Annotated in this window: 21 protein-coding genes and 2 tRNA genes; 18 read left to right on the top strand and 5 right to left on the bottom strand. The window is 45.1% G+C overall.

All coding sequences use genetic code 11. The annotated features are described in order from the left end of the window. Positions 1-74: 74 nt before the first annotated feature. A complete protein-coding gene (locus ACVA54_RS10685) occupies positions 75-1,064 on the bottom strand; it encodes a porin (protein ID WP_446649601.1) in 990 nt (329 codons plus the stop codon). Positions 1,065-1,598: 534 nt separating this feature from the next. Here ACVA54_RS10685 and greA point away from each other — a divergent pair. After that, positions 1,599-2,072: a transcription elongation factor GreA gene (gene greA / locus ACVA54_RS10680; RefSeq protein WP_099079885.1), complete on the top strand. Its 474-nt coding sequence runs from the start codon at positions 1,599-1,601 to the stop codon at positions 2,070-2,072. A gap of 80 nt (positions 2,073-2,152) precedes the next feature. On the opposite strand, the gene yhbY is transcribed toward greA, so the two are convergent. After that, positions 2,153-2,449, bottom strand: a complete 297-nt coding sequence (gene yhbY / locus ACVA54_RS10675) for a ribosome assembly RNA-binding protein YhbY (protein WP_099079886.1) — start codon at positions 2,447-2,449, stop codon at positions 2,153-2,155. A 138-nt stretch (positions 2,450-2,587) separates the two neighbouring features. On the opposite strand from yhbY, the gene rlmE reads away from it, so the two are divergent. From rlmE to ACVA54_RS10590, 17 genes are all read left to right on the top strand, one after another. Then, positions 2,588-3,217, top strand: a complete 630-nt coding sequence (rlmE, locus tag ACVA54_RS10670) for a 23S rRNA (uridine(2552)-2'-O)-methyltransferase RlmE (RefSeq protein WP_099079887.1) — start codon at positions 2,588-2,590, stop codon at positions 3,215-3,217. A 108-nt stretch (positions 3,218-3,325) separates the two neighbouring features. Then, on the top strand, positions 3,326-5,305 hold the full coding sequence (ftsH, locus tag ACVA54_RS10665) for an ATP-dependent zinc metalloprotease FtsH (RefSeq protein ID WP_172438139.1): 1,980 nt from the start codon (positions 3,326-3,328) through the stop codon (positions 5,303-5,305). A gap of 52 nt (positions 5,306-5,357) precedes the next feature. Further along, complete coding sequence (folP, locus tag ACVA54_RS10660) at positions 5,358-6,188, top strand: dihydropteroate synthase (protein ID WP_099079889.1); 831 nt, start codon at positions 5,358-5,360, stop codon at positions 6,186-6,188. A 19-nt stretch (positions 6,189-6,207) separates the two neighbouring features. Then, entirely contained in the window at positions 6,208-7,548 is a 1,341-nt protein-coding gene (glmM, locus tag ACVA54_RS10655) for a phosphoglucosamine mutase (protein WP_099079890.1), read from the top strand. A gap of 224 nt (positions 7,549-7,772) precedes the next feature. Then, complete coding sequence (gene secG, locus ACVA54_RS10650; RefSeq protein WP_119463559.1) at positions 7,773-8,111, top strand: preprotein translocase subunit SecG; 339 nt, start codon at positions 7,773-7,775, stop codon at positions 8,109-8,111. Between the two features lie 18 nt (positions 8,112-8,129). Next, positions 8,130-8,213, top strand: a tRNA-Leu gene (locus ACVA54_RS10645). Positions 8,214-8,269: 56 nt separating this feature from the next. Next, a tRNA-Met gene (locus ACVA54_RS10640) sits at positions 8,270-8,346 on the top strand. Positions 8,347-8,576: 230 nt separating this feature from the next. After that, positions 8,577-9,032, top strand: coding sequence for a ribosome maturation factor RimP (rimP, locus tag ACVA54_RS10635; protein ID WP_099079892.1), 456 nt, complete (start codon positions 8,577-8,579; stop codon positions 9,030-9,032). A gap of 36 nt (positions 9,033-9,068) precedes the next feature. Then, the gene (gene nusA, locus ACVA54_RS10630; protein WP_446616950.1) at positions 9,069-10,553 is read left to right on the top strand and encodes a transcription termination factor NusA; all 1,485 of its coding nucleotides are present in this window, start codon (positions 9,069-9,071) and stop codon (positions 10,551-10,553) included. A 24-nt stretch (positions 10,554-10,577) separates the two neighbouring features. Continuing rightward, positions 10,578-13,268 (top strand): translation initiation factor IF-2, encoded by a 2,691-nt coding sequence (gene infB / locus ACVA54_RS10625; RefSeq protein WP_099079894.1) that lies wholly within the window; start codon positions 10,578-10,580, stop codon positions 13,266-13,268. Between the two features lie 109 nt (positions 13,269-13,377). Next, complete coding sequence (rbfA, locus tag ACVA54_RS10620; protein ID WP_099079895.1) at positions 13,378-13,794, top strand: 30S ribosome-binding factor RbfA; 417 nt, start codon at positions 13,378-13,380, stop codon at positions 13,792-13,794. Then, positions 13,794-14,738 (top strand): tRNA pseudouridine(55) synthase TruB, encoded by a 945-nt coding sequence (truB, locus tag ACVA54_RS10615; RefSeq protein WP_099079896.1) that lies wholly within the window; start codon positions 13,794-13,796, stop codon positions 14,736-14,738. Before rbfA ends, truB begins: the two co-directional genes overlap by 1 nt. A 150-nt stretch (positions 14,739-14,888) precedes the next feature. Then, entirely contained in the window at positions 14,889-15,158 is a 270-nt protein-coding gene (gene rpsO / locus ACVA54_RS10610; protein ID WP_005380094.1) for a 30S ribosomal protein S15, read from the top strand. Positions 15,159-15,443: 285 nt separating this feature from the next. After that, a complete protein-coding gene (gene pnp / locus ACVA54_RS10605; RefSeq protein ID WP_099079897.1) occupies positions 15,444-17,579 on the top strand; it encodes a polyribonucleotide nucleotidyltransferase in 2,136 nt (711 codons plus the stop codon). Between the two features lie 181 nt (positions 17,580-17,760). After that, entirely contained in the window at positions 17,761-18,684 is a 924-nt protein-coding gene (nlpI, locus tag ACVA54_RS10600; RefSeq protein WP_099079898.1) for a lipoprotein NlpI, read from the top strand. 98 nt (positions 18,685-18,782) lie between these two features. Further along, positions 18,783-19,199 (top strand): MarR family winged helix-turn-helix transcriptional regulator, encoded by a 417-nt coding sequence (locus ACVA54_RS10595; RefSeq protein ID WP_099079899.1) that lies wholly within the window; start codon positions 18,783-18,785, stop codon positions 19,197-19,199. A gap of 54 nt (positions 19,200-19,253) precedes the next feature. Continuing rightward, positions 19,254-20,600: an MATE family efflux transporter gene (locus ACVA54_RS10590; protein ID WP_099079900.1), complete on the top strand. Its 1,347-nt coding sequence runs from the start codon at positions 19,254-19,256 to the stop codon at positions 20,598-20,600. 70 nt (positions 20,601-20,670) lie between these two features. Here the strand turns inward: ACVA54_RS10590 and ACVA54_RS10585 are convergent, their stop codons facing one another. From ACVA54_RS10585 to ACVA54_RS10575, 3 genes are all read right to left on the bottom strand, one after another. Continuing rightward, the gene (locus ACVA54_RS10585) at positions 20,671-21,549 is read right to left on the bottom strand and encodes a U32 family peptidase (protein WP_172438157.1); all 879 of its coding nucleotides are present in this window, start codon (positions 21,547-21,549) and stop codon (positions 20,671-20,673) included. Between the two features lie 20 nt (positions 21,550-21,569). Next, positions 21,570-22,583: a ubiquinone anaerobic biosynthesis protein UbiU gene (ubiU, locus tag ACVA54_RS10580; protein WP_099080191.1), complete on the bottom strand. Its 1,014-nt coding sequence runs from the start codon at positions 22,581-22,583 to the stop codon at positions 21,570-21,572. A gap of 238 nt (positions 22,584-22,821) precedes the next feature. Further along, positions 22,822-24,861: an EAL domain-containing protein gene (locus ACVA54_RS10575; RefSeq protein WP_446639920.1), complete on the bottom strand. Its 2,040-nt coding sequence runs from the start codon at positions 24,859-24,861 to the stop codon at positions 22,822-22,824. Positions 24,862-25,045: the final 184 nt, after the last annotated feature.

The raw sequence follows: 25,045 nt of genomic DNA, 5'->3' as shown, positions 1-25,045 counted from the left end.
GAAAAGCATAAGAATTCTGGATATAAAAATGCCCGCAAGATGCGGGCATTTTATCTTCAAATCACAAGGCTGGATTAGAAGTCGTAACGTAGACCTAGTGCTAGCTCGTCTTCAGCATCAACCTTAGATGCAGTTGTGTTACCACCAACTTTACCTAGTTTATCGCCAGAGTCGATTAGGTTGAAATTGTACGATACGTAACCACGGAAGTTAGGCTTGAAGAAGTAAGATGCGTCAATTGCTAAGTTGTTTGCAGACGTTTCGTTGTTGGTTTCTGCATTGTTGTATGTAGATGTGAATACCGTTTGACCTAGAGCGTAAGCACCCGCCAGTTCGTAACCTGTGTAGTCGCCATTTTTCTTAGCTTTTTTACCGTCAGTGAATACACCTGCGAAGTATAGGTCGCCCATAGTGTAAGATGCAGCAAGCATGTATTCGTTAGCGTCAGCTTGATCTGCGTAACCAGCACCTAGGTTAATTGCAGTGTCAGCTAACGCATAAATAGCAGATAGTGAGTAGCCATCTTCGCCATTGTCAGTGTATTTAGCTTCAGGAGTGTTTGGCTTATCAATCTCGCGGTCAGCAAAACGGTAGCTTGCTTTAACTGCTAGGTTCTCGAATTGACCTTTGTAAGACAGCATGTTGTCGGTACGGTCAGCCACTGCTAGTTTGTCAGCCGCAGTGTTGCCTGCGTAAGCCATGATATCAGTGAAGTCAGTGATAACGCCTAGTGCACCATCGTTTTTACCGTAAGTTATTTCACCGAATGCGCCACCAAGACCAGCGTATGCGTAACGAGTGTCCACGTTTTGATCGTTTTGGGTGGTAAATTCACCTTCCCAGAAACCAACGCCGTATAGGTTGTCATTGATTGCTTGAGTACCAAGAAGGTTTAGACGGATACGAGATTTGTCTGCTGCATCGCCATCTTTCATCGATAGACGAGCTTCTGCACGACCACCCATCTCTAGAGAAGTGCCGTCTTGGTTGTAAAGTTCCACTGCGTTAACACCCGTTGCCATAGCTGCTGCAGATACAGAAAGAGCAATTAAAGTCTTTTTCATTTTATTTGTCCTAGTTAGCTGTCCATAATTATTGTTTTATGGGGAGAGTTAGTCTCTCTCAAGTTATTGTTATATGCATAGTTTTATTTGGTGAAATCGACTCACTCGCTCAAAGCTATGCCGTAACAAGTTGCAGGACATGTTTTACTGCTAAAGTTTCCCTATGAGGTAGTAAAATGATATCAATCAAAATAATGAACAGTGTGCAATTAATGGTTTAATAGTGCTAAGTTATTGTTATTATATTCTTTTTATTTATATAACATTGGTCTGATATTGATTTGTTTTTATGTTTTTTGATTTTTCTAATGTAATAAGCCGCGTTGGTTTTCAATAAATTGCGATAATGGTCAGCTCTGAAAATCATCCAGAAGGTAATGTAATGAGAGATGCGAAGTTGCTTAATCAAATTAAAGTGATTTCACACCGGAGTTTGTTTAAACTAAGTGAATCAACTCTTTGAACGTACTACCCAGCCTAATGGTCGGGTAGGCTTTTTTTGTCCAAAGGCACCTTTGGCATTGAGGTTATATAATGGAAAAAGTTCCAATGACAATGCGTGGCGAGCAGCTGCTACGTACAGAACTCGAACGTCTACTAAAGCTTCGCCCACAAATTTCTGAAGCAATCGCTGAGGCTCGCGAGCTAGGCGACTTGAAAGAGAACGCTGAATATCACGCAGCACGTGAAGAGCAAGGGATCTGTGAAGCGCAAATTCGTGATATAGAATACAAGCTATCCGTAGCACAAGTGATCGATGTGACTAAGATGGACAACACCGGCAAAGTAATTTTTGGTTCAACCGTTACTTTGATTGACTGTGACACTGATGAAGAAAAAACCTACCAAATTGTGGGTGACGATGAAGCCGAAATTAAAGCTGGCCGTATTTCTATCAGTTCACCGATTGCGCGTGGTCTGATCGGTAAAATGGAAGGCGATGAGGTGGTGATTCAAACACCTGGTGGCGCAAAAGATTTCGAAATCGACCGTGTTGAATACATCTAATCAAGAATTTCGCATGGAATCGCAGATACAAAAAAGGTCGCCATTGGCGACCTTTTCTTCTTCCACTCAGTAAGTAGCAACTACTTGCGAGGGATTTCGATTTTACGCTCTTCAGACTGGCGGTATAGTACAAGTACCTTACCAATTGTCTGAACTTTTTCAGCGCCACTTTCACGTACGATAGCGTCGATGATTAGCTGTTTTGTCTCACGATCTTCTGATGCAACTTTCACTTTGATCAGTTCATGATGGTTTAGAGCGATTTCAATTTCTGCTAGCACGGCTTCTGTAAGTCCATTTGCGCCCATTAGCACAACAGGTTTTAAACTGTGAGCCAGGCCTTTAAGGTGCTGCTTTTGTTTGGTGCTTAGGTTCATTACGCCGCCAATTTTCTTTAAAATAAGGGTTGAAAAAAGCTATTTTAACGCCATCTATTGCTGAAGACTATAATTTATTGAGTAATAGGTTGGACCTATTAAAACAATAGCTCCTATTTGCGCCTTGTTGGGATTAAAATGAGTAGACAAAAACATTCAGCGAGCTCTGGTCGTTGGTTGAAAGAACACTTTGATGATAAATACGCAAATGAAGCCCGTAAAAAAGGCTATCGTTCACGTGCTTACTTCAAGATTGATGAGATCCAAGCGAAAGATAAATTGCTGAAACCTGGGATGACTGTGGTCGACTTAGGCGCCGCTCCCGGGGGATGGTCACAATATGCTGCTAAGATAATAGGTGATGAAGGTCAAATTATTGCTTGTGACTTACTGCCTATGGATCCAATTGCGGGCGTGAGCTTCTTACAAGGTGACTTTCGTGACGATGCAGTATTAGAAGCGTTGTTGGAAAGAATCCAACCATCTATGGTGGATGTAGTCATGTCTGACATGGCACCTAATATTGCAGGTAATAATTCAGTCGATCAGCCACGAGCTATGTATTTAGTTGAATTGGCTTTAGATATGTGTCGACAAGTTCTAGCACCTAATGGTAGCTTTGTCGTCAAGGTTTTCCAGGGTGAAGGCTTCGACGAGTACGTTAAAGAAGTCCGAAACATGTTTAAAGCCGTAAAAATCAGAAAACCCGACTCATCGAGAGCTCGCTCACGAGAAGTCTTTGTTGTAGCCACTGGTTACAAAGGTTAACTATTTCGCTTGTTTAGAACATGGTTAACACTATAGCTACAGCTAATAAACTGTAGTACCCTACCTTTAATTACAATTAGTTATCGAGAGGCTGACACCTTGAGTGACATGGCAAAAAATTTAATTCTGTGGCTTGTTATCGCTGTCGTGTTGATGTCGGTATTCCAGAGCTTTGGCCCTGGAGAGAGCAATGGCAGAACCGTGGATTACACCACGTTTGTACAGGAAGTTGGCCAAGGCCAGATTCAAGAAGCAACTTTTAAAGACGGTGAAATCAGTTTCGTTCGTCGCGGCGGTGGTGCCAAAATGGTCACTTACATGCCTGTGTATGATCAGAAGCTTCTAGATGACCTAATTAACCAAAATGTAAAAGTACAAGGTACGCCTCCTGAAGAGCAGAGCCTACTAGGTACTATCTTCATTTCTTGGTTCCCTATGATCTTACTGATTGGTGTGTGGATTTTCTTCATGCGTCAAATGCAAGGCGGCGGCGGTAAAGGCGCGATGTCTTTCGGTAAGAGCAAAGCTCGTATGATGAGCGAAGAGCAAATCAAGACGACTTTTGCGGATGTTGCAGGCTGTGACGAAGCAAAAGAAGACGTAAAAGAACTGGTAGATTACCTGCGTGATCCAAGCCGCTTCCAGAAACTGGGCGGTAAGATCCCTACGGGTGTTCTAATGGTCGGTCCTCCTGGTACGGGTAAAACGCTTCTTGCGAAAGCCATTGCGGGTGAGGCAAAAGTACCGTTCTTTACCATCTCAGGTTCTGACTTCGTAGAAATGTTCGTTGGTGTAGGTGCATCTCGTGTTCGTGATATGTTCGAACAAGCGAAGAAAGCGGCGCCTTGTATCATCTTCATCGATGAGATTGATGCGGTAGGTCGCCAACGTGGTGCTGGTGTGGGTGGTGGTCACGATGAGCGTGAACAAACACTAAACCAAATGCTGGTTGAGATGGATGGCTTTGAAGGCAATGAAGGTATTATCGTGATTGCTGCGACTAACCGTCCAGACGTACTTGACCCAGCGTTATTGCGCCCTGGTCGTTTTGACCGTCAAGTGGTCGTTGGATTACCAGACGTACGTGGTCGTGAGCAGATTCTTAAGGTTCACATGCGCAAAGTACCTCTAGCTAGCGATGTCGAGCCATCTCTTATCGCGCGTGGTACACCAGGCTTCTCAGGTGCCGATCTTGCTAACCTAGTAAACGAAGCGGCATTGTTTGCGGCTCGTGGTAATAAACATAACGTTTCTATGGTTGAGTTTGAGCTGGCGAAAGACAAGATTATGATGGGTGCGGAGCGCCGTTCAATGGTGATGTCGGAAGAAGTAAAAGAGTCAACGGCATACCACGAAGCCGGTCACGCAATTGTAGGCAGACTCGTGCCGGAACACGATCCAGTGTACAAGGTATCTATCATTCCTCGTGGACGTGCGTTAGGTGTGACGATGTACCTGCCTGAGCAAGATCGAGTGAGCATGTCTCGCCAACACCTAGAGTCGATGATTTCAAGTCTTTACGGTGGCCGTCTTGCTGAAGAATTGATTTACGGTGCTGAGAAAGTATCAACGGGTGCTTCTAACGACATTGAACGTGCAACAGAGATCGCACGTAAGATGGTGACGCAATGGGGCTTCTCAGAAAAACTTGGTCCACTGCTATACGCAGAAGATGAAGGCGAAGTATTCCTAGGTCGTAGTGTGACTCAGACTAAACACATGTCTGATGACACTGCGAAGCTTATTGATGATGAAGTTCGTAATATCATCGATCGCAACTACGACCGTGCGAAGCAGATCTTAGAAGAGAATATGGACATCATGCATGCGATGAAAGATGCGCTAATGAAGTATGAGACCATTGATGCCGGTCAGATTAATGACCTAATGGAGCGTAAAGAGGATATTCGCGAACCTGCTGGATGGGGCGACAAGCCGACAACACCACCAGAAGGTGATGACAAACCTCAAGCAAAACCTGAAGTAAAAGCGAAAGAGAATAGCGTCGATGCAACTAAGCCTGCAGAGCCGTCAACGACTCAAGAAGCAACTTCAAGCGAAGCTCCAGAAAAGAAAGACTCTGAATAACGCCTAGTGCTAATAATAAACCCCGAGTTCGCTCGGGGTTTTTGTGTTTATTATGATTATTAAAGCAAACAACAAATCCCTCGACCTTTCTCGTCCTCACGTGATGGCGATTCTTAATGTCACTCCTGACTCTTTTTCTGATGGCGGTAAATTCAACTCTGTTGATCTTGCACTCGCGCAAGTAGAGAAAATGATCGTTGCCGGGGTTAGTATTATTGACGTAGGCGGTGAATCCACTCGACCAGGTGCGCCAGACATTACCTTGGAAGAAGAGTTGCAGCGCGTAATTCCCGTGATTCAAGCCATTCGTAAAAAGTATGATGTATGGATCTCTGTTGATACCAGTAAAGCAGAGGTGATGCGACAAGCAGTAGATGCAGGAGCAGACTTAATTAACGATGTTCGTGCCCTGCAAGAACCTGGTGCATTGGAAGTGGCGGCAGAAGCAAAGTTGCCTATCTGTTTGATGCACATGAAAGGTCAGCCGAGAACGATGCAAACAGATCCTCAATATGATGATCTGATGGAAGATGTTACTGTATTTCTCCAAGAGCGTGTCAAGGCTTGTGAAGCGGTTGGGATCGATAAGTCGCAACTTATCCTCGACCCGGGGTTTGGTTTTGGCAAAACCTTAGAACACAATTATCATATGCTTGCTCATCTCGATAAGTTTCATGACTTTGGCTTGCCAATCTTGGCTGGTATGTCTCGTAAGTCAATGATTTTCAAATTACTGGATAAGCCTGCAGCGGAATGCGTCAATGCGAGCGTCGTTTGTGCAACTATCGCTGCAATGAAAGGTGCGCAAATCATTCGAGTTCATGACTTTGAAGAAACGATCGAAGCAATGAAAGTTGTTGAGATGATGAACAACAATATCTAAAAGAATTAAGGAAAGTTTTATGTCTGATAAAAGACGTTACTTTGGTACTGACGGTGTGCGCGGTAAAGTTGGACAATACCCAATCACGCCAGATTTTGTACTTAAGCTTGGCTGGGCGGCTGGTCGTGTACTCGCAAAACAAGGCACGAAGAAAGTTATTATCGGTAAAGACACACGTATCTCTGGCTACATGCTTGAGTCTGCGTTAGAAGCAGGTCTAGCGGCTGCAGGCCTAAAAGCGACGTTTACTGGCCCAATGCCGACACCAGCAGTAGCATACCTTACCCAAACCTTCCGTGCGGAAGCGGGCATCGTGATCTCCGCTTCTCACAATCCTTATTACGACAACGGTATCAAGTTCTTCTCTTCAGAGGGCACTAAATTGCCTGATGATATTGAGCTGGCTATTGAAGCTGAGCTTGATAAAGATATCGAATGTGTGGAGTCTGCAGATCTTGGTAAAGCAACGCGTCTAAATGATGCTGCAGGTCGTTACATTGAATTCTGTAAAAGTACTTTCCCATCCGAACTTAGCTTGGCGAATCTGAAGATTGTGGTGGATTGTGCGCATGGTGCAACGTACCACATCGCACCAAACGTGTTCACTGAACTCGGTGCAGATGTTATTGCCATGGGCGTTGAGCCAAACGGTACCAACATCAATGCTGAAGTGGGCGCGACAGATGTACGTGCGCTGCAAAAACGCGTGGTAGAAGAACAAGCTAACCTGGGGTTGGCTTTCGATGGTGATGGTGACCGCATCATAATGGTCGACCACTTAGGTAACAAGGTTGATGGCGACCAGATTGCGTACATTATTGCTCGAGATGCTCTGCGCCGTGGTGAGCTTAAAGGTGGAGTTGTTGGTACGCAAATGACTAACCTAGGCATGGAAAACGGTCTGAAGCAACTCGGGATCCCATTCGTACGTGCTGCAGTGGGTGATCGCTATGTGATGGAGCGTTTGCTAGAAAAAGGCTGGAAAATTGGCGCTGAAAACTCAGGTCACGTTATTTTGCTAGATAAGGTGACAACAGGTGATGCGATTGTTGCCGCCCTGCAAGTTCTTGCGTCTGTGGTTGGTAGCGATATGTCTCTATACGATTTGACGCAAGGCATGATGCTTTACCCGCAAGTGCTTGAAAATGTGCGTTTTACTGGTGATAGCAATCCACTGGAAGCACAGTCGGTGCTAGATTCTGTTGCTGAAGTTGAAGCGGCACTAGGCGATAAAGGTCGTGTGTTGCTGCGTAAATCCGGGACTGAGCCACTTCTTCGTGTCATGGTGGAAGGGGAAGATGCTGACCTTGTTCAAGCATCCGCACTTAAGATTGCTGACGCTGTAAAAGCAAGTTGCTAATCATTGCTTTAGGATGATTAGCGAGAGAAAAGGGCTGTTTTTGCCCTTTTTTTGAGCGCTTAGTGCGTTAGTACTGATTTTTTTCTAATTTCCCCTTGTCAGCGTAACGGGGTTTCGCTAGTATTGCTCCGCCTCCCGTTAGGAGGTCGCTAGCCTTGTTCTTAGATAAATGAAATTGTTTTTGAACGGCGCTGGCTCAACAATTTGGAACATAGGTGGAAAAAATGTTTTCAGTTCTACTTGTGATTTACCTGTTGGCAGCGCTTGGTGTGATTGGCCTTGTGTTGATTCAACAAGGTAAAGGCGCAGATATGGGAGCCTCGTTCGGTGCAGGTGCTTCAAACACAGTGTTTGGCGCTAGCGGCTCAGGTAATTTCTTAACCCGAACAACTGCTATTTTAGCAACCGTATTTTTTATCATTAGCTTGTTACTTGGCCGTATGTCAACGCAAACGACTGAGTCACAATGGATAGACCCAACGTTAGGCCTACCAGTTGTAGAACAAGTTAACGATGCAGCGAGTGAAGTTCCAGCACCAGCTGGTGATGAAATTCCTCAATAAGCTGTAATGGTTTATGACGCCGAGATGGTGAAATTGGTAGACACGCTAGCATGAGGTGCTAGTGCCTTTGGTGTGAGGGTTCGAGTCCCTCTCTCGGCACCATGTATTTACAAACTTGTAAATCACTTGTTTGTGCGTATAATGCACAGCAAGTCGGACGCGGGGTGGAGCAGCTTGGTAGCTCGTCGGGCTCATAACCCGAAGGTCGTCGGTTCAAATCCGGCCCCCGCAACCAATCTTCGATATTCGTATAGTGAATATTATCTGATTGGCAAGTTTGTGCAGTGCTAACCATACTGCAAGTTAAGTGATTCGTATTCGATACGCTTAACGTATCAGGGTCCAGCGACAAAACCCCGACTTATTCGGGGTTTTTTGTTATCTGAGTTTTTAAACTTTACTCAGATCGTTGCTTGGTTTTTAGAATGGGCTCTGAGCCCTTTTTTTGTTTCTGGAGTGGTTCAAATGACTGGTTTAGAAAGACAACTTACTGAAATGCTTGAAGCGCCAGTAGAGGCATCGGGCTATGAGTTGGTTGGATTAGAATTCATTCGTGCAGGTGCACACTCAACATTGCGCATTTTTATTGATTCTGAAAATGGTATTAATGTCGATGACTGTGCAGAAGTTAGCCGTCAAGTGAGTGCTGTACTGGACGTTGAAGATCCAATCTCAGTTGCTTACAGCCTAGAGGTTTCTTCTCCAGGTTTAGAAAGACCACTTTTCAAAGCAGCACATTACGAGCAATTTATTGGTCACGAGGTCAACATCGTTCTGAAGATGGCTGTTGGTAACCGTCGAAAGTGGAAAGGTATCATCCATTCAGTTGATGGTGAAACCATTGCTGTTACTGTCGATGGGCAAGACGAAATGTTTGCACTAAGCAATATTTCTAAAGCAAACCTTATCCCTAAATTTTAGTTTCCTAAAAAATTTGAAGCTTAGAGGCTAAATACAATGAGTAAAGAAATTTTAGCGGTAGCAGAAGCGGTATCAAATGAGAAAGCCGTACCTCGTGAGCGTATCTTTGAAGCTCTAGAGATTGCTCTTGCAACTTCTACTAAGAAAAAATACGAAATCGAAATCGATGTGCGTGTTGCTATCGACCGTAAAACGGGTGAATTTGAAACATTCCGTCGTTGGTTGGTTGTCGACCACGTTGAGAATCCAACAAAAGAGATTTCACTAGAAGCAGCACAGTACGAAGATCCTGAAGTTCAATTGGGTGATTTTGTAGAAGATGATATTCCATCAGTGACGTTTGACCGTATTACGACTCAAACAGCGAAGCAAGTTATCGTGCAAAAAGTACGTGAAGCTGAGCGCGCACAAATCGTTGAGCAATTCATCGACAACGAAGGTGACCTAATCACCGGTGTTGTTAAAAAAGTAAACCGTGAAACAATCGTATTGGATCTAGGTAACAACGCAGAAGCCGTTATCCTACGTGATGACCAGCTACCTCGTGAAAACTTCCGTCCAGGTGACCGTGTACGTGGTCTTCTGTACAAAGTCGCTCCTGAAGCGCGCGGATTCCAATTGTTCATCACGCGTTCAAAACCAGAAATGCTAGCTGAGCTATTCCGAGTTGAAGTGCCTGAAATCGCTGAAGAAATCATCGAGCTGAAAGGTGCTGCTCGTGATCCAGGTTCTCGCGCTAAGATCGCGGTTAAGACTAACGACAAACGTATTGACCCAGTAGGTGCGTGTGTTGGCATGCGCGGTGCGCGTGTTCAAGCTGTTTCTGGCGAGCTTGGTGGTGAGCGAATCGATATCGTACTTTGGGACGATAACCCAGCTCAGTTTGTTATCAACGCAATGGCGCCAGCAGACGTAGCTTCAATCATTGTTGATGAAGATACGCACTCAATGGACATCGCTGTTGAAGCGGACAACCTAGCACAAGCGATTGGCCGTAATGGTCAAAACGTTCGTTTAGCGTCTCAACTAACAGGTTGGGAACTGAACGTAATGACAGTCGCTGATCTGCAGAAGAAACATGCTGAAGAGTCCCAAGCGTCAATCGAAAACTTCATGAAGTATCTAGACATTGAAGAAGATTTCGCTCAACTATTGGTTGAAGAAGGCTTCTCAACGCTTGAAGAAGTAGCATACGTTCCAGTAAACGAATTGCTTGAAGTTGACGGCCTGAACGAAGATCTCGTTGAAGAGCTACGTAGCCGTGCGAAAGATGCACTTACAACGATTGCTCTTGTACAAGAAGAATCTTTCGATGGTCTGGAGCCTGCTGAAGATCTATTAGGCCTTGAAGGGCTAGAGCGTGAAATGGCGTTTAAATTGGCAGCGAAAGGTGTAACAACACTGGAAGATCTCGCTGACCAAGGTATTGATGACTTGGATGGTATCGAAGGCCTGACTGAAGAACGTGCTGGTGAGCTAATCATGGCGGCACGTAACATCTGTTGGTTCGGCGAAGAATAATAATTTCAGCAAGGAGGAAGCGGCATGACACAATTAACAGTTAAAGCACTGAGTGAAGAGATTGGTACGCCAGTTGACCGCTTAATGGAGCAACTTGCTGATGCTGGCATGAAAAAGGCGAGCTCTGACAATGTGTCAGACGAGGAGAAGCAAAAGCTTCTTGCTCATCTTAAAAAAGAACACGGTGATAAATCAGGTGATTCAGAGCCGACTCGCCTAACGCTCCAGCGTAAGACTCGCAGCACATTGAGTGTTGCAGCAGGTGGTGGCAAGAGTAAAGATGTTCAAGTAGAAGTGCGTAAGAAGCGCACATATGTGAAGCGCAGCACTATCGAAGACGATGCAAAACGTGAGGCTGAGGAAGCAGCAAAGCGTGAAGCTGAAGAGCTTGCGAAGCGTGAGGCTGAAGAACAAGCCAAACGCGAGGCTGCAGAAAAAGCACAGCGCGAAGCCGATGAAAAAGCAAAACGTGAAGCGGATGCAAAACGTGACGCTGAAGAAAAGGCAAAACGCGCACAAGCTGATAAGGCTAAGAAAGACATGAATGCAAAAAATGCGGATGTTAATACGCAAGCAAAGAAAGAAGCTGACGAGTTAAAGCGTCGTCAGGAAGAAGAAGCCCAACGTAAAGCTGAGCAAGAAGCAGCAAAACTTGTAGAAGAAGCGCGTAAACTTGCAGAAGAAAACGAAGCTCGTTGGAATGAAGAAGAAAAGAAAAAGAAAGAGCTAGAAAACTCTGACTACCACGTGACGACATCAACGTATGCACGTGAAGCAGAAGACGCTGCAGATCGCAGCTCAGAAGCTGGTCGTCGTAAGAAGAAGAAAAAACCTTCTAACCGCAACGATGACAACGAGCGCGGTGGTCGTAACCAACGTGGTGGTAAAGGTGGTCGTAAAGGTAAACTAGCGAAACCAACATCAATGCAACACGGCTTCGATAAGTCGGCGATGGTTGCTAAACAAGATGTTGTGATTGGCGAAACCATCGTTCTATCAGAACTTGCTAACAAAATGTCGGTTAAAGCGACAGAAGTGATTAAAGTGATGATGAAGATGGGCGCGATGGCGACTATCAACCAAGTGATCGACCAAGAAACAGCAGCACTTGTTGCTGAAGAAATGGGTCACAAAGTGGTACTGCGTAAAGAGAACGAGCTTGAAGAAGCGGTTCTATCTGATCGTGACAGTTCAGCAGAAGCCGTGCCACGCGCACCTGTTGTTACTATTATGGGTCACGTTGACCACGGTAAAACATCAACACTGGATTACATCCGTCGTACTCACGTTGCTTCAGGCGAAGCTGGTGGTATTACACAGCACATCGGTGCTTACCACGTTGAAACTGAAAACGGCATGATCACGTTCCTTGATACTCCTGGACACGCGGCATTTACTGCTATGCGTGCTCGTGGTGCTCAAGCGACAGATATCGTTGTTCTTGTAGTAGCAGCAGATGATGGCGTAATGCCACAAACCGTTGAAGCGATTCAGCACGCGAAAGCGGCAGGCGTTCCTCTGATTGTTGCTGTGAACAAGATCGATAAAGAAGACGCAAACCCAGACAACGTTAAGAATGAGCTAGCTCAATACGACGTAATCCCTGAGGAATGGGGCGGTGAGAACATGTTCGTTCACATCTCTGCTAAACAGGGTACAAACATCGATGGTCTTCTAGAAGCAATCCTTCTTCAGTCAGAAGTTCTTGAACTCACAGCTGTAGCCGAAGGCATGGCATCTGGCGTGGTTGTTGAATCTCGCCTAGATAAAGGTCGTGGTCCAGTAGCAACCGTATTGGTTCAATCAGGTACACTAAACAAAGGCGACATCGTTCTTTGTGGTCAAGAATACGGCCGTGTACGTGCAATGCGCGATGAGCTAGGTAAAGAAATTTCTCAAGCAGGTCCGTCTATCCCTGTTGAGATCCTAGGTCTTTCTGGTGTACCGTCTTCAGGTGACGAAGCAACAGTAGTACGTGATGAGCGCAAAGCGCGTGAAGTTGCAAACTACCGTGCAGGCAAATTCCGTGAAGTGAAACTTGCTCGTCAGCAGAAATCTAAACTAGAGAACATGTTCTCTAACATGACGGCTGGTGAAGTTGCAGAACTAAACGTAGTACTGAAAGCGGACGTACAAGGTTCTGTAGAAGCTATCGCAGACTCACTACTGAAACTGTCTACTGACGAAGTGAAAGTAAACATCGTTGGTTCTGGTGTAGGTGGTATTACGGAAACTGATGCTGTACTAGCAGAAGCTTCAAACGCTATCATCCTTGGTTTTAACGTACGTGCGGATGCATCTGCTCGTCGTGCGATTGAAGCCGCAAGTGTTGATCTACGTTACTACTCAATCATTTACCAATTGATTGATGAAGTTAAACAAGCAATGGGCGGTATGCTTGCTCCAGAATTCAAGCAAGAGATCATTGGTCTTGCTGAAGTACGTGACGTATTTAAGTCACCAAAACTGGGCGCAATCGCTGGTTGTATGGTGACTGAAGGTCTGATAAAGCGTAACAACCCAATTCGCGTTCTACGTGATAACGTTGTTATCTATGAAGGTGAACTAGAGTCACTACGCCGCTTTAAAGATGACGTTCAAGAAGTTAAGAATGGTTACGAGTGTGGTATCGGCGTTAAGAACTACAACGACGTTCGCGTAGGCGACCAGATCGAAGTGTTTGAAATCGTTGAAATTAAACGTACTCTAGACTAATTGACTAAAATTACTAAACGTCTAAAAGACAAATAGTAATTGGTTGTTGAATACACCATGGGGGGCTGGCTTGACCATCCCCCCATTCTTTCTATTTAAGAGAATGAATATGTCAAAAGAATTTAGCCGCACGCAGCGCGTATCACAGCAGCTGCAAAAAGAACTAGCAATGATCCTTCAACGCGAAGTTCGCGATTCTCGCTTAGGGATGGTAACCATCTCTGACGTAGAAGTGTCTCGTGACCTCGCTTATGCAAAAGTATTCGTGACCTTCCTATGTGTGGGTGAGCAAACACCTGAGTCTTGCCTAGAAGCACTGCGTGAACATGAGATTCACATTCGCATGATGCTAGGTAAGCGTATTCGTCTTCGTTTGACGCCGGAAGTTCGTTTTCATTACGACAACACACTAGTAGAAGGTATGCGTATGTCTAACCTAGTGTCTGAAGTCGTAAGTGAAGATAAGCGCAAACAAAAAGATTCTGGTCGCGAAGATGAACAATCTCAGACTGGAGAAGATAGCTAATGGCTCGTCGTCGTAAAGGTCGTCCAATTAATGGCGTGGTGCTTTTAGATAAGCCGACAGGTATTTCGTCGAATGACGCACTACAGAAAGTAAAACGTATCTACTTCGCTGAGAAAGCAGGTCATACGGGTGCTTTGGACCCTCTAGCGACGGGTATGCTGCCAATCTGCCTAGGTGAAGCGACCAAATTCTCTCAGTTCCTATTAGATTCAGATAAACGTTACCGAGTGATTGCCAAGTTGGGTGAACGCACGGACACCTCCGATTCTGATGGTGAGGTGGTTGAGACACGTCCTGTTGATGTGTCTCTAGAGAAGTTGGAAGCTTGCATCGAGAAGTTTCGTGGTGAATCTGATCAGATCCCATCGATGTTCTCGGCTTTGAAATACCAAGGGAAGCCATTGTATGAGTACGCTCGACAAGGGATAGAAGTTCCTCGAGAGTCTCGTAAGATCACCGTCTACGAAATCATCCTGCATCGTTTTGAAGAAAATGAAGTAGAAATGGAAGTACATTGTTCAAAAGGCACGTACATCCGTACTATCGTTGATGATCTTGGTGAGATGCTAGGTTGTGGTGCTCACGTGACGATGCTGCGTCGCACAGGCGTTGCTAAGTACCCATACGAAAAGATGGTAACACTTGAGCAGCTTAATGAGTTGTTAGAGCAAGCGCATCGTGATGAGATCGCACCGAAAGAACTGCTTGATTCACTATTGCTACCAATGGATACCGCCGTTGAAGATTTACCAGAGGTAAACCTAAACGCAGAGCTAACCAATCTCGTACAGCATGGTATGCCAGTACAGGTATTTGGAGCCCCAGAAGGCACACCAATTCGCATGACTTCCGGTGAAGATAAGCTCTTTATTGGTGTCGCTGAAGTGAACGATGATGGAAAAGTTGCACCAAAACGCTTGGTGGTTTTCCGCGACGAAGAGTGACTTCGTAAAGCTTAAGAAATACCGGCAATTAGTGCCGGTATTTTTATATTGCGTGATTGAGGAAACTTCCTTATAATTCGCGCTCCTCGTGCCGGCTGAATCAGAGATTGGCTGGCACAAATATTAACCTACTCTTATTAGGAGAGAATTATGTCTCTGAATGCAGAAACTAAAGCAGCAATCGTTGCAGAATACGCACAAGGCGAAGGCGACACTGGTTCACCAGAAGTTCAAGTAGCTCTACTTACAGCTTCTATCAACCACCTACAAGGTCACTTCAAAGCACACAAAGGCGATCACCACAGCCGTCGTGGTCTTCTACGTATGGTTTCTCGCCGTCGTAAGCTTCTTGACTACTTGAAAGGTAAAAACCTTGCTCGTTACCAAGATCTAATCAAGCGTCTAGGCCTACGTCGCTAATCAGCGGCTGCATAGAACAGTTTGTTTAAAAAAGGGGCTTTATGCCCCTTTTTTATTGCCTAAATTTAGCAAATTAGGACTTATGCCGTTATAATACGCACGGCAAGTCTCATCGCGAGATTTCTCAGAAATACTCCTAGCATTACAGTCAACCAAGTCGACCAAGTGGTCGCGACTATTCAAAGTTGGCTTGCTTATCATCGAGTCTGCTTTCACTAGTCGCGATTCGTAGTGCTTTGAGTCTCACTCAATTTATCTAAGTTCTACTTAGAGCAAGGAATAACAATGTTCGAAAAACCAGTTGTTAAAACGTTCCAGTACGGTAACCACACGGTTACTTTAGAAACTGGCGTTATCGCTCGTCAAGCAACGGCAGCAGTGATGGTTACTATGGACGATACGGCTGTATTCGTTTCTGTAGTAGGTAAAAAAGAAGCGGTACCAGGTCAAGATTTCTTCCCGCTAACGGTTAACTACCAAGAGCGTACTTACGCTGCAGGTAAGATCCCTGGTGGTTTCTTCAAGCGTGAAGGTCGTCCTTCAGAAGGTGAAACACTGACTGCTCGTCTAATCGACCGTCCGATTCGCCCACTATTCCCAGACGCATTCAAAAACGAAGTTCAAGTGATCGCAACAGTGATGTCTGTGAACCCGAATGTTCAACCAGACATCGTGACAATGATCGGTACTTCAGCGGCACTCGCTATCTCTGGTATTCCGTTTAATGGTCCTATCGGTGCAGCACGTGTTGGCCACATCGACGGTCAACTTGTTCTTAACCCAAGCAACACTGAACTAGAAGCGTCTAAGCTTGACCTAGTGGTTGCGGGTACAGAATCTGCAGTGCTAATGGTTGAATCTGAAGCAGACAACCTAACTGAAGAAGAAATGCTAGCGGCAGTTGTATTTGGTCACGACCAACAACAAGTGGTTATTTCTGCTATCAATGAATTCAAAGCTGAAGTTGCAACACCAGCTTGGGAATGGGAAGCGCCAGCAGTAAACACTGAGCTTAAAGCGAAAATCGCAGATCTAGCAGAAACTCGCTTAACAGAAGCATACCAAATCACTGAAAAAATGGCTCGTTACGAGCAAGTCGGTGCTATCAAGTCTGACGTCGTTGCAGCAATTCTTGCTGAAGACGAAGAGCAAGACGAGATGGAAATCAAGAAGATGCTTGGTTCTCTAGAGAAGAATGTTGTACGTAGCCGCATCATTGCCGGTCACCCACGTATCGACGGTCGTGAGAAAGACATGGTTCGTGCACTAGACGTACGTACTGGCGTTCTTCCTCGTACACACGGTAGCGCGCTATTCACTCGTGGTGAAACGCAGGCAATCGTAACGGCGACGCTAGGTACTCAACGTGATGCTCAAATCATCGATGAATTAACTGGTGAGAAGAAAGATCACTTCCTACTACACTACAACTTCCCTCCATACTGTGTAGGTGAAACAGGTTTTGTAGGTTCTCCTAAGCGTCGTGAAATCGGCCACGGTAAGCTTGCGAAACGTGGTATCCAAGCAGTAATGCCTTCTGTAGATGAATTCCCATACACTGTTCGCGTTGTTTCAGAAATCACTGAGTCTAACGGTTCATCTTCAATGGCTTCGGTATGTGGTACTTCTCTGGCTCTTATGGATGCTGGTGTGCCAATCAAAGCTTCTGTTGCGGGTATCGCAATGGGTCTTGTTAAAGAAGGCGACGATTTCGTTGTTCTTTCTGATATCCTTGGTGACGAAGACCACCTAGGTGACATGGACTTTAAAGTAGCAGGTACTAACGACGGTATCACTGCACTTCAAATGGACATCAAAATTGAAGGTATCACGAAAGAGATCATGCAAATTGCACTTAACCAAGCGCAAGGTGCACGTAAGCACATCCTTTCTGTAATGGATGAAGCTATCTCGGGTGCTCGTGAAGAGATCTCTGAATTTGCTCCGCGTATCTACACAATGAAGATCAGCGCAGAGAAGATCAAAGACGTGATCGGTAAAGGTGGTGCAGTTATCCGCGCTCTAACTGAAGAGACAGGTACAACTATCGAAATCGAAGACGACGGTACAATCAAGATTGCTGCAACAGAAGGCACTGCTGCGAAAGAAGCAATCCGTCGTATCGAAGAAATCACAGCAGAAGTTGAAGTAGGCCGCATTTACACAGGTAAAGTAGCGCGTCTAGCAGACTTCGGTGCATTCGTAACGATTCTTCCAGGTAAAGACGGTCTCGTACACATTTCTCAAATCGCTGAAAAACGTGTTGAGAAAGTATCTGACTATCTAGCTGAAGGCCAAGAAGTTCAAGTTAAAGTGCTTGAAATCGACCGCCAAGGCCGTGTTCGTCTAAGCATGAAAGAAGCGGTAGAAACAGCTGCTGAAGAAGCAGCAGTTGAAGCTCCTGCTGCAAAAGACGAATAAACGAAATGATGACTTTAGGCCTTTTATTAGCTTAAGAGCCTGAAAGCATGTTATAAAAGGGGAGCATTATTGCTCCCTTTTTTTGGCCTGTCTCGAGGGATTCAGCCTCAAATGAGGTTATTTATTCTATAGTGCATTAAGAGAAACAGGCCCAAAGCGGTCCGAACAGGAGTACAAATTAGTGAAATGGTTTCAAACCGCAAGTTTATGTGTGTCTATTGCACTGACCGGTTGTGCTAATATCGCTCAGCAATCAGAAGAAAGGTGGATTTACCCACCGATGGCGGTTCCTCTGCAGCCAAGTGTCCAGCAAGAAGTTCAGATTGCACGTCTATCTCAGCTTTTACAGCGACCAGATCTCAGTGATGAAGTAAGAGCAAAGATGCACTTTGAGCGTGGCAATTATTATGACAGTGTCGGTTTGCGTGATCTTGCTCGTTTGGACTTCAATCAATCTTTGCAGTTGAATCCAGCTCAGCCTGATATTTTTAACCTACTCGGGGTGTATTTTACTCAAGTGGGAGAGTTTGATGCGGCTTATGAAGCGTTTGATTCGACGCTAGAGCTTGCTCCAGAAAACTCTTACGCAGAGCGTAACCGTGCGATCGCATTGTACTATGGTGGTCGTATAGGGTTAGCTTTGGAAGATATGACCAAGCATTACCAGGAGATGCCAAGCGATCCATTTCGTGCGTTGTGGCTATATATCATTGAAGCGGATCAGAACCCAGAGCAAGCGAAAGCCAATCTTCAGCAGCGTTACCAACGTGACCGCAGTGAAGAGTGGGGATGGGTGCTAGTTGCAATCATGTTACGTGATGTGTCAGACGATACTGCGCTGAAAGCGATTATGGATGGTACCAGAGAAAATTACCGTCTTGCAGAGCGTTTAACAGAAACCTATTTTTATTTAGGAAAACGCCATCAATTGGAAGGGAACGTAGCAAATGCGATCTCTTTGTATAAGCTCGCGATTTCGTTTAACGTCTACGAATATGTGGAGCACCGTTACTCTTTCCTAGAGCTGGGGCAGATTTACGAGCAGCTACAACAAGAAAAGTTGGCAAAGCTCAAAGCAGAGCAACAGCAGAAAGAACAACAGTAATCATGGAAAACCGCTCAAACGAGCGGTTTTTTTGTGCTTGAAGATTTTTAGTGGCTTGACTAAAATAGTTAGCCTTGCTAACTAAATGAGTCAGTAGAATGGCATTAGAAAAAAGCCTGATCGATTTAGAGCGCTTCTGTGCTAAAGCATGGCGAGTGTATGCGAAAGAAGATCCGCTTTCTTGTTTAAGTTTTAACGAGTTTGATTATTTACGAGTTATTCAGCGTTACCCTGAAGGTGTGCGCATCACTGATCTTGCTGCGGAGCTTCAAGTAACTAAGCCTTCGGCCTCTAACATGGTGGTTCGTCTAGAAAAAAAAGGCTTGGTTAAGCGCATAGCATGCAGTGAAGATGCCCGCTCTAAACGCGCGGTATTGACGGAAGAAGTCGTGAAAGAGATGTCGTTAGAGCAAGTTGTCTACAAAGATATTTCTGAGCAGATGATGAGAAACTTAAATGATCAGGAAGTACAACAACTACAAGCGTTACTGACTAAAGCGTTGAGTAACAAATAACAAAGTCTATTATTTTAACTATTTAGTTAGCCTTGCTAACTATTGGTGGTTGTCATGCAAAACGCTATTTATAAACAGTTTTGGAAATACACAATTCCAACCGTTTCCGCTATGCTGGTTAACGGTTTGTATCAAGTCGTGGATGGTATCTTTATCGGTCGCTACGTTGGTGCTGACGGACTCGCGGGGATTAACGTCGCTTGGCCGATCATTGGCTCTATTCTGGGTATCGGTATGATGGTAGGAGTCGGTACCGGTGCGCTAGCCTCGATCAAACAAGGTGAAAAAGATGCTGAGGGTGCGAAGCGCATTCTTTCCACTGGTCTACTGTTGCTAGTCGCATTGATGCCGGTGGTCGCGACGATCTTGTTCTTTTTTGCAGACGATTTCATTCACTGGCAGGGGGCAGAAGGACGAGTCTATGAGCTGAGCTTGCAATATTTACATATTCTCATTGTCGCTTGTGTGTTTTCTCTTGGCTCTATTGCGGTGCCTTTTTTACTTCGTAATGATGATAGTCCAAATCTAGCGACCATTTTGATGGTGATAGGTGCGGTCGTTAATATCGTATTGGATTACATCTTTATTGCTTGGTTAAACTGGGAGTTAACGGGGGCTGCGATTGCGACGGCGCTAGCACAGATGATCGTAACGATTCTGGGCGTAGCTTATTTCTTTACGTCGAAAGCAAAACTACGCCTAACCATTAGCGATTTGAAGGTGCAGTTTGATGTTGTACCCAAAATTGTCACCATCGGTACATCGAGTTTCTTTATGTATGCTTATACCTCGATGATGGTTGCGCTGCACAACAACCTATTTGCTCAGTACGGCAGTACTTTGCTGATAGGCGCTTATGCGATCTTGGGCTACATCGTGACGGTTTACTATTTGATTGCTGAGGGTATCGCGAATGGTATGCAGCCTTTGGTGAGTTACAATCATGGTGCACGCAATCAAGACAATATTCGCAAGCTGTTGAAGATTGCGATGGGTACTTCTGTACTCGGTGGTGTCGCGTTCGTCATCTTAATGAACCTCTTTCCTTACGAGTTTGTTTCTGTGTTCAACAACGCAGATCAACATCTGATTGATGCGACGGTCGTTGGTATTCGTCTGCACATGTTTGCGCTGTTCTTGGATGGTTTCTTGGTGGTAGCAGCAGCATACTATCAGTCGGTGAACAAAGGCAGCAAAGCGATGTTTGTCACCATTGGTAATATGGTTATTCAGTTGCCATTCTTATTTATTTTGCCGAAGCTCCTAGGCGTAACGGGTATCTGGATTGCGTTCCCACTCTCCAATATTGCATTAAGCCTGGTGGTGATGAGTATGCTGTGGCGTGATGTTAAGAAATTAATGAATGAGAGCACTGCTGAGCCGAGCATTCAAACGTCTTAAAGAAAAAGACAAATTAAAAAGCGAGGGTAGTGCCTCGCTTTTTAATTGCTTTGAAACTAGTGGAAAGTGTTTAGATGTTTTTCACTTCTAAGCCAGCAAGTTGATGCCAGTAACCGTTACATTGGCGATCTTGGATCTTACCTGGATTAGTGCCTTTCTCATTTGAACGGAAATGGTCCAGTTCAGAGAAGGTGCTGATGCCCAGTGGACTTAGACGAACCACATCAACCAACCCTTCCATGCTTGGTAGATCGTTGATTAGGTTGTAGCAGTAACCAGATTGAGTTTGGATGCCGTTCAAGTTAAAGACCTCCTGACCCTCTTGGCTGCTTACTTGGATGCCCGTTGGGTATTTAATACAGCAGGTTTCGCAATCATCTTTGGCTTTGTTTTCTGCACGAGCGGTAAAGCAGCGAGCTGAGTAAGCCAGTGGCAAGTAACCGTGGCTGAACACTTCCACTTCAAACTTACTGCGAATACCTAACTCATCGCATTGTGTCAGCGTGTTGCTCAACCATTCACGTGATAGCTCAACTGGCATGCACCAGCGAGTCATGCCTTGCTTTAAGAACACATTCAGCGTATGCGCATTGTACGTGTTCACCGCAGGGCCAACGATAAAAGGCACTTTGTGCTCAGAAGCCAATTGAACCGCAGAGACGTCATTTGCTTCAATCGCGAAGTCACCGTTGTCGATGTACTTCTTCATGATGTTGACTTCACTTGGTGCTTCTAGCAGAGCCATGGTTGATAGCACCACTTGTTTACCGGAAGCAGACAGCTCCTTCGCGATATCAAACCAGTGTGTAGGTTTCATTTCACGGCGCTTTGAACACACCGTTTCACCAAGGTAGATGATGTCAGCTGAGCTTGATTTCGCTTGCTGGTAAAATGCTTCTACATCTTGTCTTGGCCAAAAGTACAACAGTGGGCCAAGTGCGTATTTCATTGAATTATCCATCTTAACCTCTATTGCCATTTACGGTGGTAAGCACCTAATGTGGTTTGTGTACCTTCAGACACGTTTGCTAGTGCCGCATCCCAAGCCGCTTCTACTTGATAGGCTTCAGGGTTTGCTTGGTAACGATCAATCGCGGCTCGCCATGTGCGTGTTACTTGCTCTACATAAGCAGGGCTACGCTGACGACCTTCGATTTTCACCGATGCAACATTGGCCGCAAACAGTTCAGGTAGCATAGAAAGGGTGTTCAAGCTGGTTGGCTCTTCTAGTGCATGATAGCGTTTTTTTTCGCCTTCAATTTCAGCATCAAAACGACCCTTACAAAGAGTAGGGTAGCCGGCATTTTCACCTGCGCTGTAGCGATCAATAAGAATATCATTCAAGCGCGACTCTAGACCTTGTTCTGTTTCTTGCCAGCGAACGTATTTCGCGGGAGAACAAGCGCCAACGGTGTTTGGTGATTCACCTGTCATGTATGACGATAGGTAACAGCGTCCCTCAGACATGATACAAAGGCTGCCAAAAGCGAATACCTCTAGCTCGACGTCACTAGTGATGTTACGCGATAGTTGTTTCACTTGGTGGATCGACAGTACACGAGGCAGTACGACTCGTTTAACGTTGAAGTTCTGTTTGTAGAAATCGATAGCCGCAACGTTGGTTGCAGATGCTTGTACCGAAAGGTGTAGTTCAAGCTCTGGATATTTGCGAGCAGCATACTCAAGTACCGCAATGTCAGCGACAATCAGTGCGTCTACACCAAGGGCTGCAGCGTTATCTACCGCATTTGTCCAACGCTCAAATCCATTTGGGTGAGCAAACGTATTGAGTGCAACATGGATCTTTTTGTTGCGGTCGTGGACGTATTGCACCGCTTTTTCAAGTTTTTTGCCGTTAAAGTTAAGACCAGCAAAGTGACGAGCGTTTGTATCGTCTTTGAAGCCGATGTATACAGCATCTGCACCGCAATCAATCGCGGTTTTTAACGCAGGCAAGTTACCCGCAGGGCACAAGAGTTCCATATGCTCACAATCATAGAGAATAAAAAGATGGTCGCATTTTATGAAGAATTATGAATAGCGAAATTGACCTAAGTTAGGTTTAGCTCAATAAAGTTGAGATTTATCCCTTAAGTAACGTCGAGAGGCTTGGCTTCGGGAGTCAGAGTTGGCATGTATGATAGGCAACACTTCGAATATTAAGTGGTTGTAGTTTTATCGATACGTTTCCCCCATGAGAGTCAGGGGGGGAAAGTGCGCATTATTTTTTGTGGCGACGGTTTTGTACGAACAGTTCTTCGACTTCGTGCTTCGGTTGAGGACGATAGAAATGAAAGCCTTGAATCGAGTTACATTGCAAGTTGGATAACAGGGTCGCTTGCTGGTGTGTTTCTACGCCCTCTGCGACGACCGTTAAATCGAGCGATTTACCTAGGTTGATGATGTTTTCAATAACAGTCACCTGTTTTGACAAGATATCAATGTCGCTGATAAAGGCTCGGTCTATTTTTAGCTCATCGATTGGAAAGCGTGCCAAATAAGAGAGGGAAGAGTAGCCTGTACCAAAGTCGTCAATAGAAAGGTTGAAGCCGAGTTTCTTTATTGCGTTTAGCATTTGCAGTGTGTGTTGACTGTCACTCATCACCGCACTTTCGGTTAGCTCGAAAGTAATGCAGCTTGGATCGAGCTCGGTAGTGCGCAGTAGCTTTTCCATGTAGTCAATGAGCTGAGGATTGCCAAATTGTTCAGGAGAAAGGTTAATTGCCACACGTCCTGGCAGGATACCCTGTAGCTTCCAACGCTTGACAGTATTAAATACATCACGCATGACCACTTTACCAAGGTGCTCGATCAAGCCGGCACGTTCGGCTACAGGGATAAACGCCCCTGGACTGATGTAACCCTCGACAGGGTGCTTCCAGCGCACTAAGGCTTCCGCTCCGTTAATGCTGAAGTCGCGAGCATTTACTTTTGGTTGATACCAGACTTCCAATCCGTGTTGTTGCAATGCTTTTTGCAGCTCAATTTCCAACCACAAACGCATGCGCGCTTCTTTATTCATCTGATCGTTAAACTTGATCAGGCGGTTGCGGCCGCGATCCTTGGCTTCATACATTGCCGTATCGGCATTTTGCAGGAGGATTCGTGCGTCTTGGCCATCTTCTGGATAACGCACACTCCCAATTGAACAAGCAAGACGTTTACTGAAGTGGTGTAGATCAAATGGCTGGTTGATCAAAGAGATGATGCGCTCGGAAAGGCTCTCTGCCATACGGGTATTTTCTGGTTCTGGCAAAATAATACCGAATTCGTCTCCCCCAAGGTGGCCAATGATTACTTGGCTTGGTAATGAGTGCTTAAGACGAGCGGATACCTCCTGAATGACTTTATCACCAATGTGATGGCCAAGTGAGTCATTGATGTTTTTGAAGTTATCGATGTCAAGATAAAACACCAATAGTGGCGTGCGCCTGTTAATCAGTTGCTCAAGACGTTTGGTAAACCCAAAGCGGTTGTATAGCTTGGTCAGAGAGTCAATGTGAGCATCTTCAGCGGAGCCTGAAGAAAGCGTTTTAGGTGTGTCGTCGGCATCCTGGATAAGGATTATTTGGGATTCACTGCCAAGAACAGCGGTGGTGTCAGCATGCAGGCGTACCTTTCGCTCAAATCCACATCTTGCACTGGTTAAACAGGCAAACGGTTTTTCAGACAGGAGTGAACTGATGCGATGACTAAAAACTTTCTTGCTGTTTTCATCGATGAATAGACGAGACAGCTCTTCTCCGAGCAATTCATGTGGCGAGTTTAGACCAAGTAAGCGAGACGATGCGGGGTTGGCAGAAATGATGATGTCATTTTCAACCAATAACAAACCATCAGGTAAAAGCTGAGTAAGCTTGGAAAATTTGCTTTCTGACTCTTCTAAAGAACGAACAAGAATGTGTTTTTCAGAAGTATCAATGGCATGAAATACCACGAATCGGGTTTCATTCCCTTCTTTAATCGGAGAAAGACTAAAATGTAAGTTAGTCTCTAAGCCCGTTTCATCTAGGGTTATTTCTGCTTCTACATGATCGCCTTTGAAAGCGCGTTGATAGTAAGGAGCAAGCTTCTTATAGAATACGTCACCTAGAACTTGGCTATCGTTAAGACCAATGATTTCGCTATGGCCTAAGCCCGCAATGTCACAATAGCGCTCACTTACCATTCGATAACTGTGTTTCTTATCAATAATGGCAAAAAAGAAAGGACTATTTGAGGTTAGCGTTGCAAACCAATGTTGTAATTGCTGGGAAGGCATTAGGGGGTTACCGATCTCCAATGAGCCAGATTATTCGTCCGTGTAATAAAAACGCTATCGTGATAACTATAACTTTGAAGCTACCGTTTGGTAAGACCCCACTTCACTAGACACTTAATAGTTATATAATTCAATAAACTATGAGGTGTTATCATGAGCGGAAAACGCTACACAGAAGAGTTCA

It is taken from the genome of Vibrio sp. PNB23_22_6 (assembly GCF_052877535.1).
Note: the sequence above shows the minus strand (reverse complement) of the source record. Positions and strands in the feature narration are given on the sequence as shown.

Coding starts and splice junctions, on each gene's coding strand:
- ACVA54_RS10590 (WP_099079900.1), top strand. CDS start 19,254: ATGCAAAACGCTATTTATAAACAGTTTTGGAAATACACAATTCCAACC.
- ACVA54_RS10595 (WP_099079899.1), top strand. CDS start 18,783: ATGGCATTAGAAAAAAGCCTGATCGATTTAGAGCGCTTCTGTGCTAAA.
- glmM (WP_099079890.1), top strand. CDS start 6,208: ATGTCTGATAAAAGACGTTACTTTGGTACTGACGGTGTGCGCGGTAAA.
- rbfA (WP_099079895.1), top strand. CDS start 13,378: ATGTCAAAAGAATTTAGCCGCACGCAGCGCGTATCACAGCAGCTGCAA.
- rimP (WP_099079892.1), top strand. CDS start 8,577: ATGACTGGTTTAGAAAGACAACTTACTGAAATGCTTGAAGCGCCAGTA.
- ftsH (WP_172438139.1), top strand. CDS start 3,326: ATGGCAAAAAATTTAATTCTGTGGCTTGTTATCGCTGTCGTGTTGATG.
- secG (WP_119463559.1), top strand. CDS start 7,773: ATGTTTTCAGTTCTACTTGTGATTTACCTGTTGGCAGCGCTTGGTGTG.
- folP (WP_099079889.1), top strand. CDS start 5,358: ATGATTATTAAAGCAAACAACAAATCCCTCGACCTTTCTCGTCCTCAC.
- rlmE (WP_099079887.1), top strand. CDS start 2,588: ATGAGTAGACAAAAACATTCAGCGAGCTCTGGTCGTTGGTTGAAAGAA.
- ACVA54_RS10585 (WP_172438157.1), bottom strand. CDS start 21,549: ATGAAATACGCACTTGGCCCACTGTTGTACTTTTGGCCAAGACAAGAT.
- pnp (WP_099079897.1), top strand. CDS start 15,444: ATGTTCGAAAAACCAGTTGTTAAAACGTTCCAGTACGGTAACCACACG.
- greA (WP_099079885.1), top strand. CDS start 1,599: ATGGAAAAAGTTCCAATGACAATGCGTGGCGAGCAGCTGCTACGTACA.
- nusA (WP_446616950.1), top strand. CDS start 9,069: ATGAGTAAAGAAATTTTAGCGGTAGCAGAAGCGGTATCAAATGAGAAA.
- rpsO (WP_005380094.1), top strand. CDS start 14,889: ATGTCTCTGAATGCAGAAACTAAAGCAGCAATCGTTGCAGAATACGCA.
- ubiU (WP_099080191.1), bottom strand. CDS start 22,583: ATGGAACTCTTGTGCCCTGCGGGTAACTTGCCTGCGTTAAAAACCGCG.
- yhbY (WP_099079886.1), bottom strand. CDS start 2,449: ATGAACCTAAGCACCAAACAAAAGCAGCACCTTAAAGGCCTGGCTCAC.
- ACVA54_RS10685 (WP_446649601.1), bottom strand. CDS start 1,064: ATGAAAAAGACTTTAATTGCTCTTTCTGTATCTGCAGCAGCTATGGCA.
- infB (WP_099079894.1), top strand. CDS start 10,578: ATGACACAATTAACAGTTAAAGCACTGAGTGAAGAGATTGGTACGCCA.
- ACVA54_RS10575 (WP_446639920.1), bottom strand. CDS start 24,861: ATGCCTTCCCAGCAATTACAACATTGGTTTGCAACGCTAACCTCAAAT.
- truB (WP_099079896.1), top strand. CDS start 13,794: ATGGCTCGTCGTCGTAAAGGTCGTCCAATTAATGGCGTGGTGCTTTTA.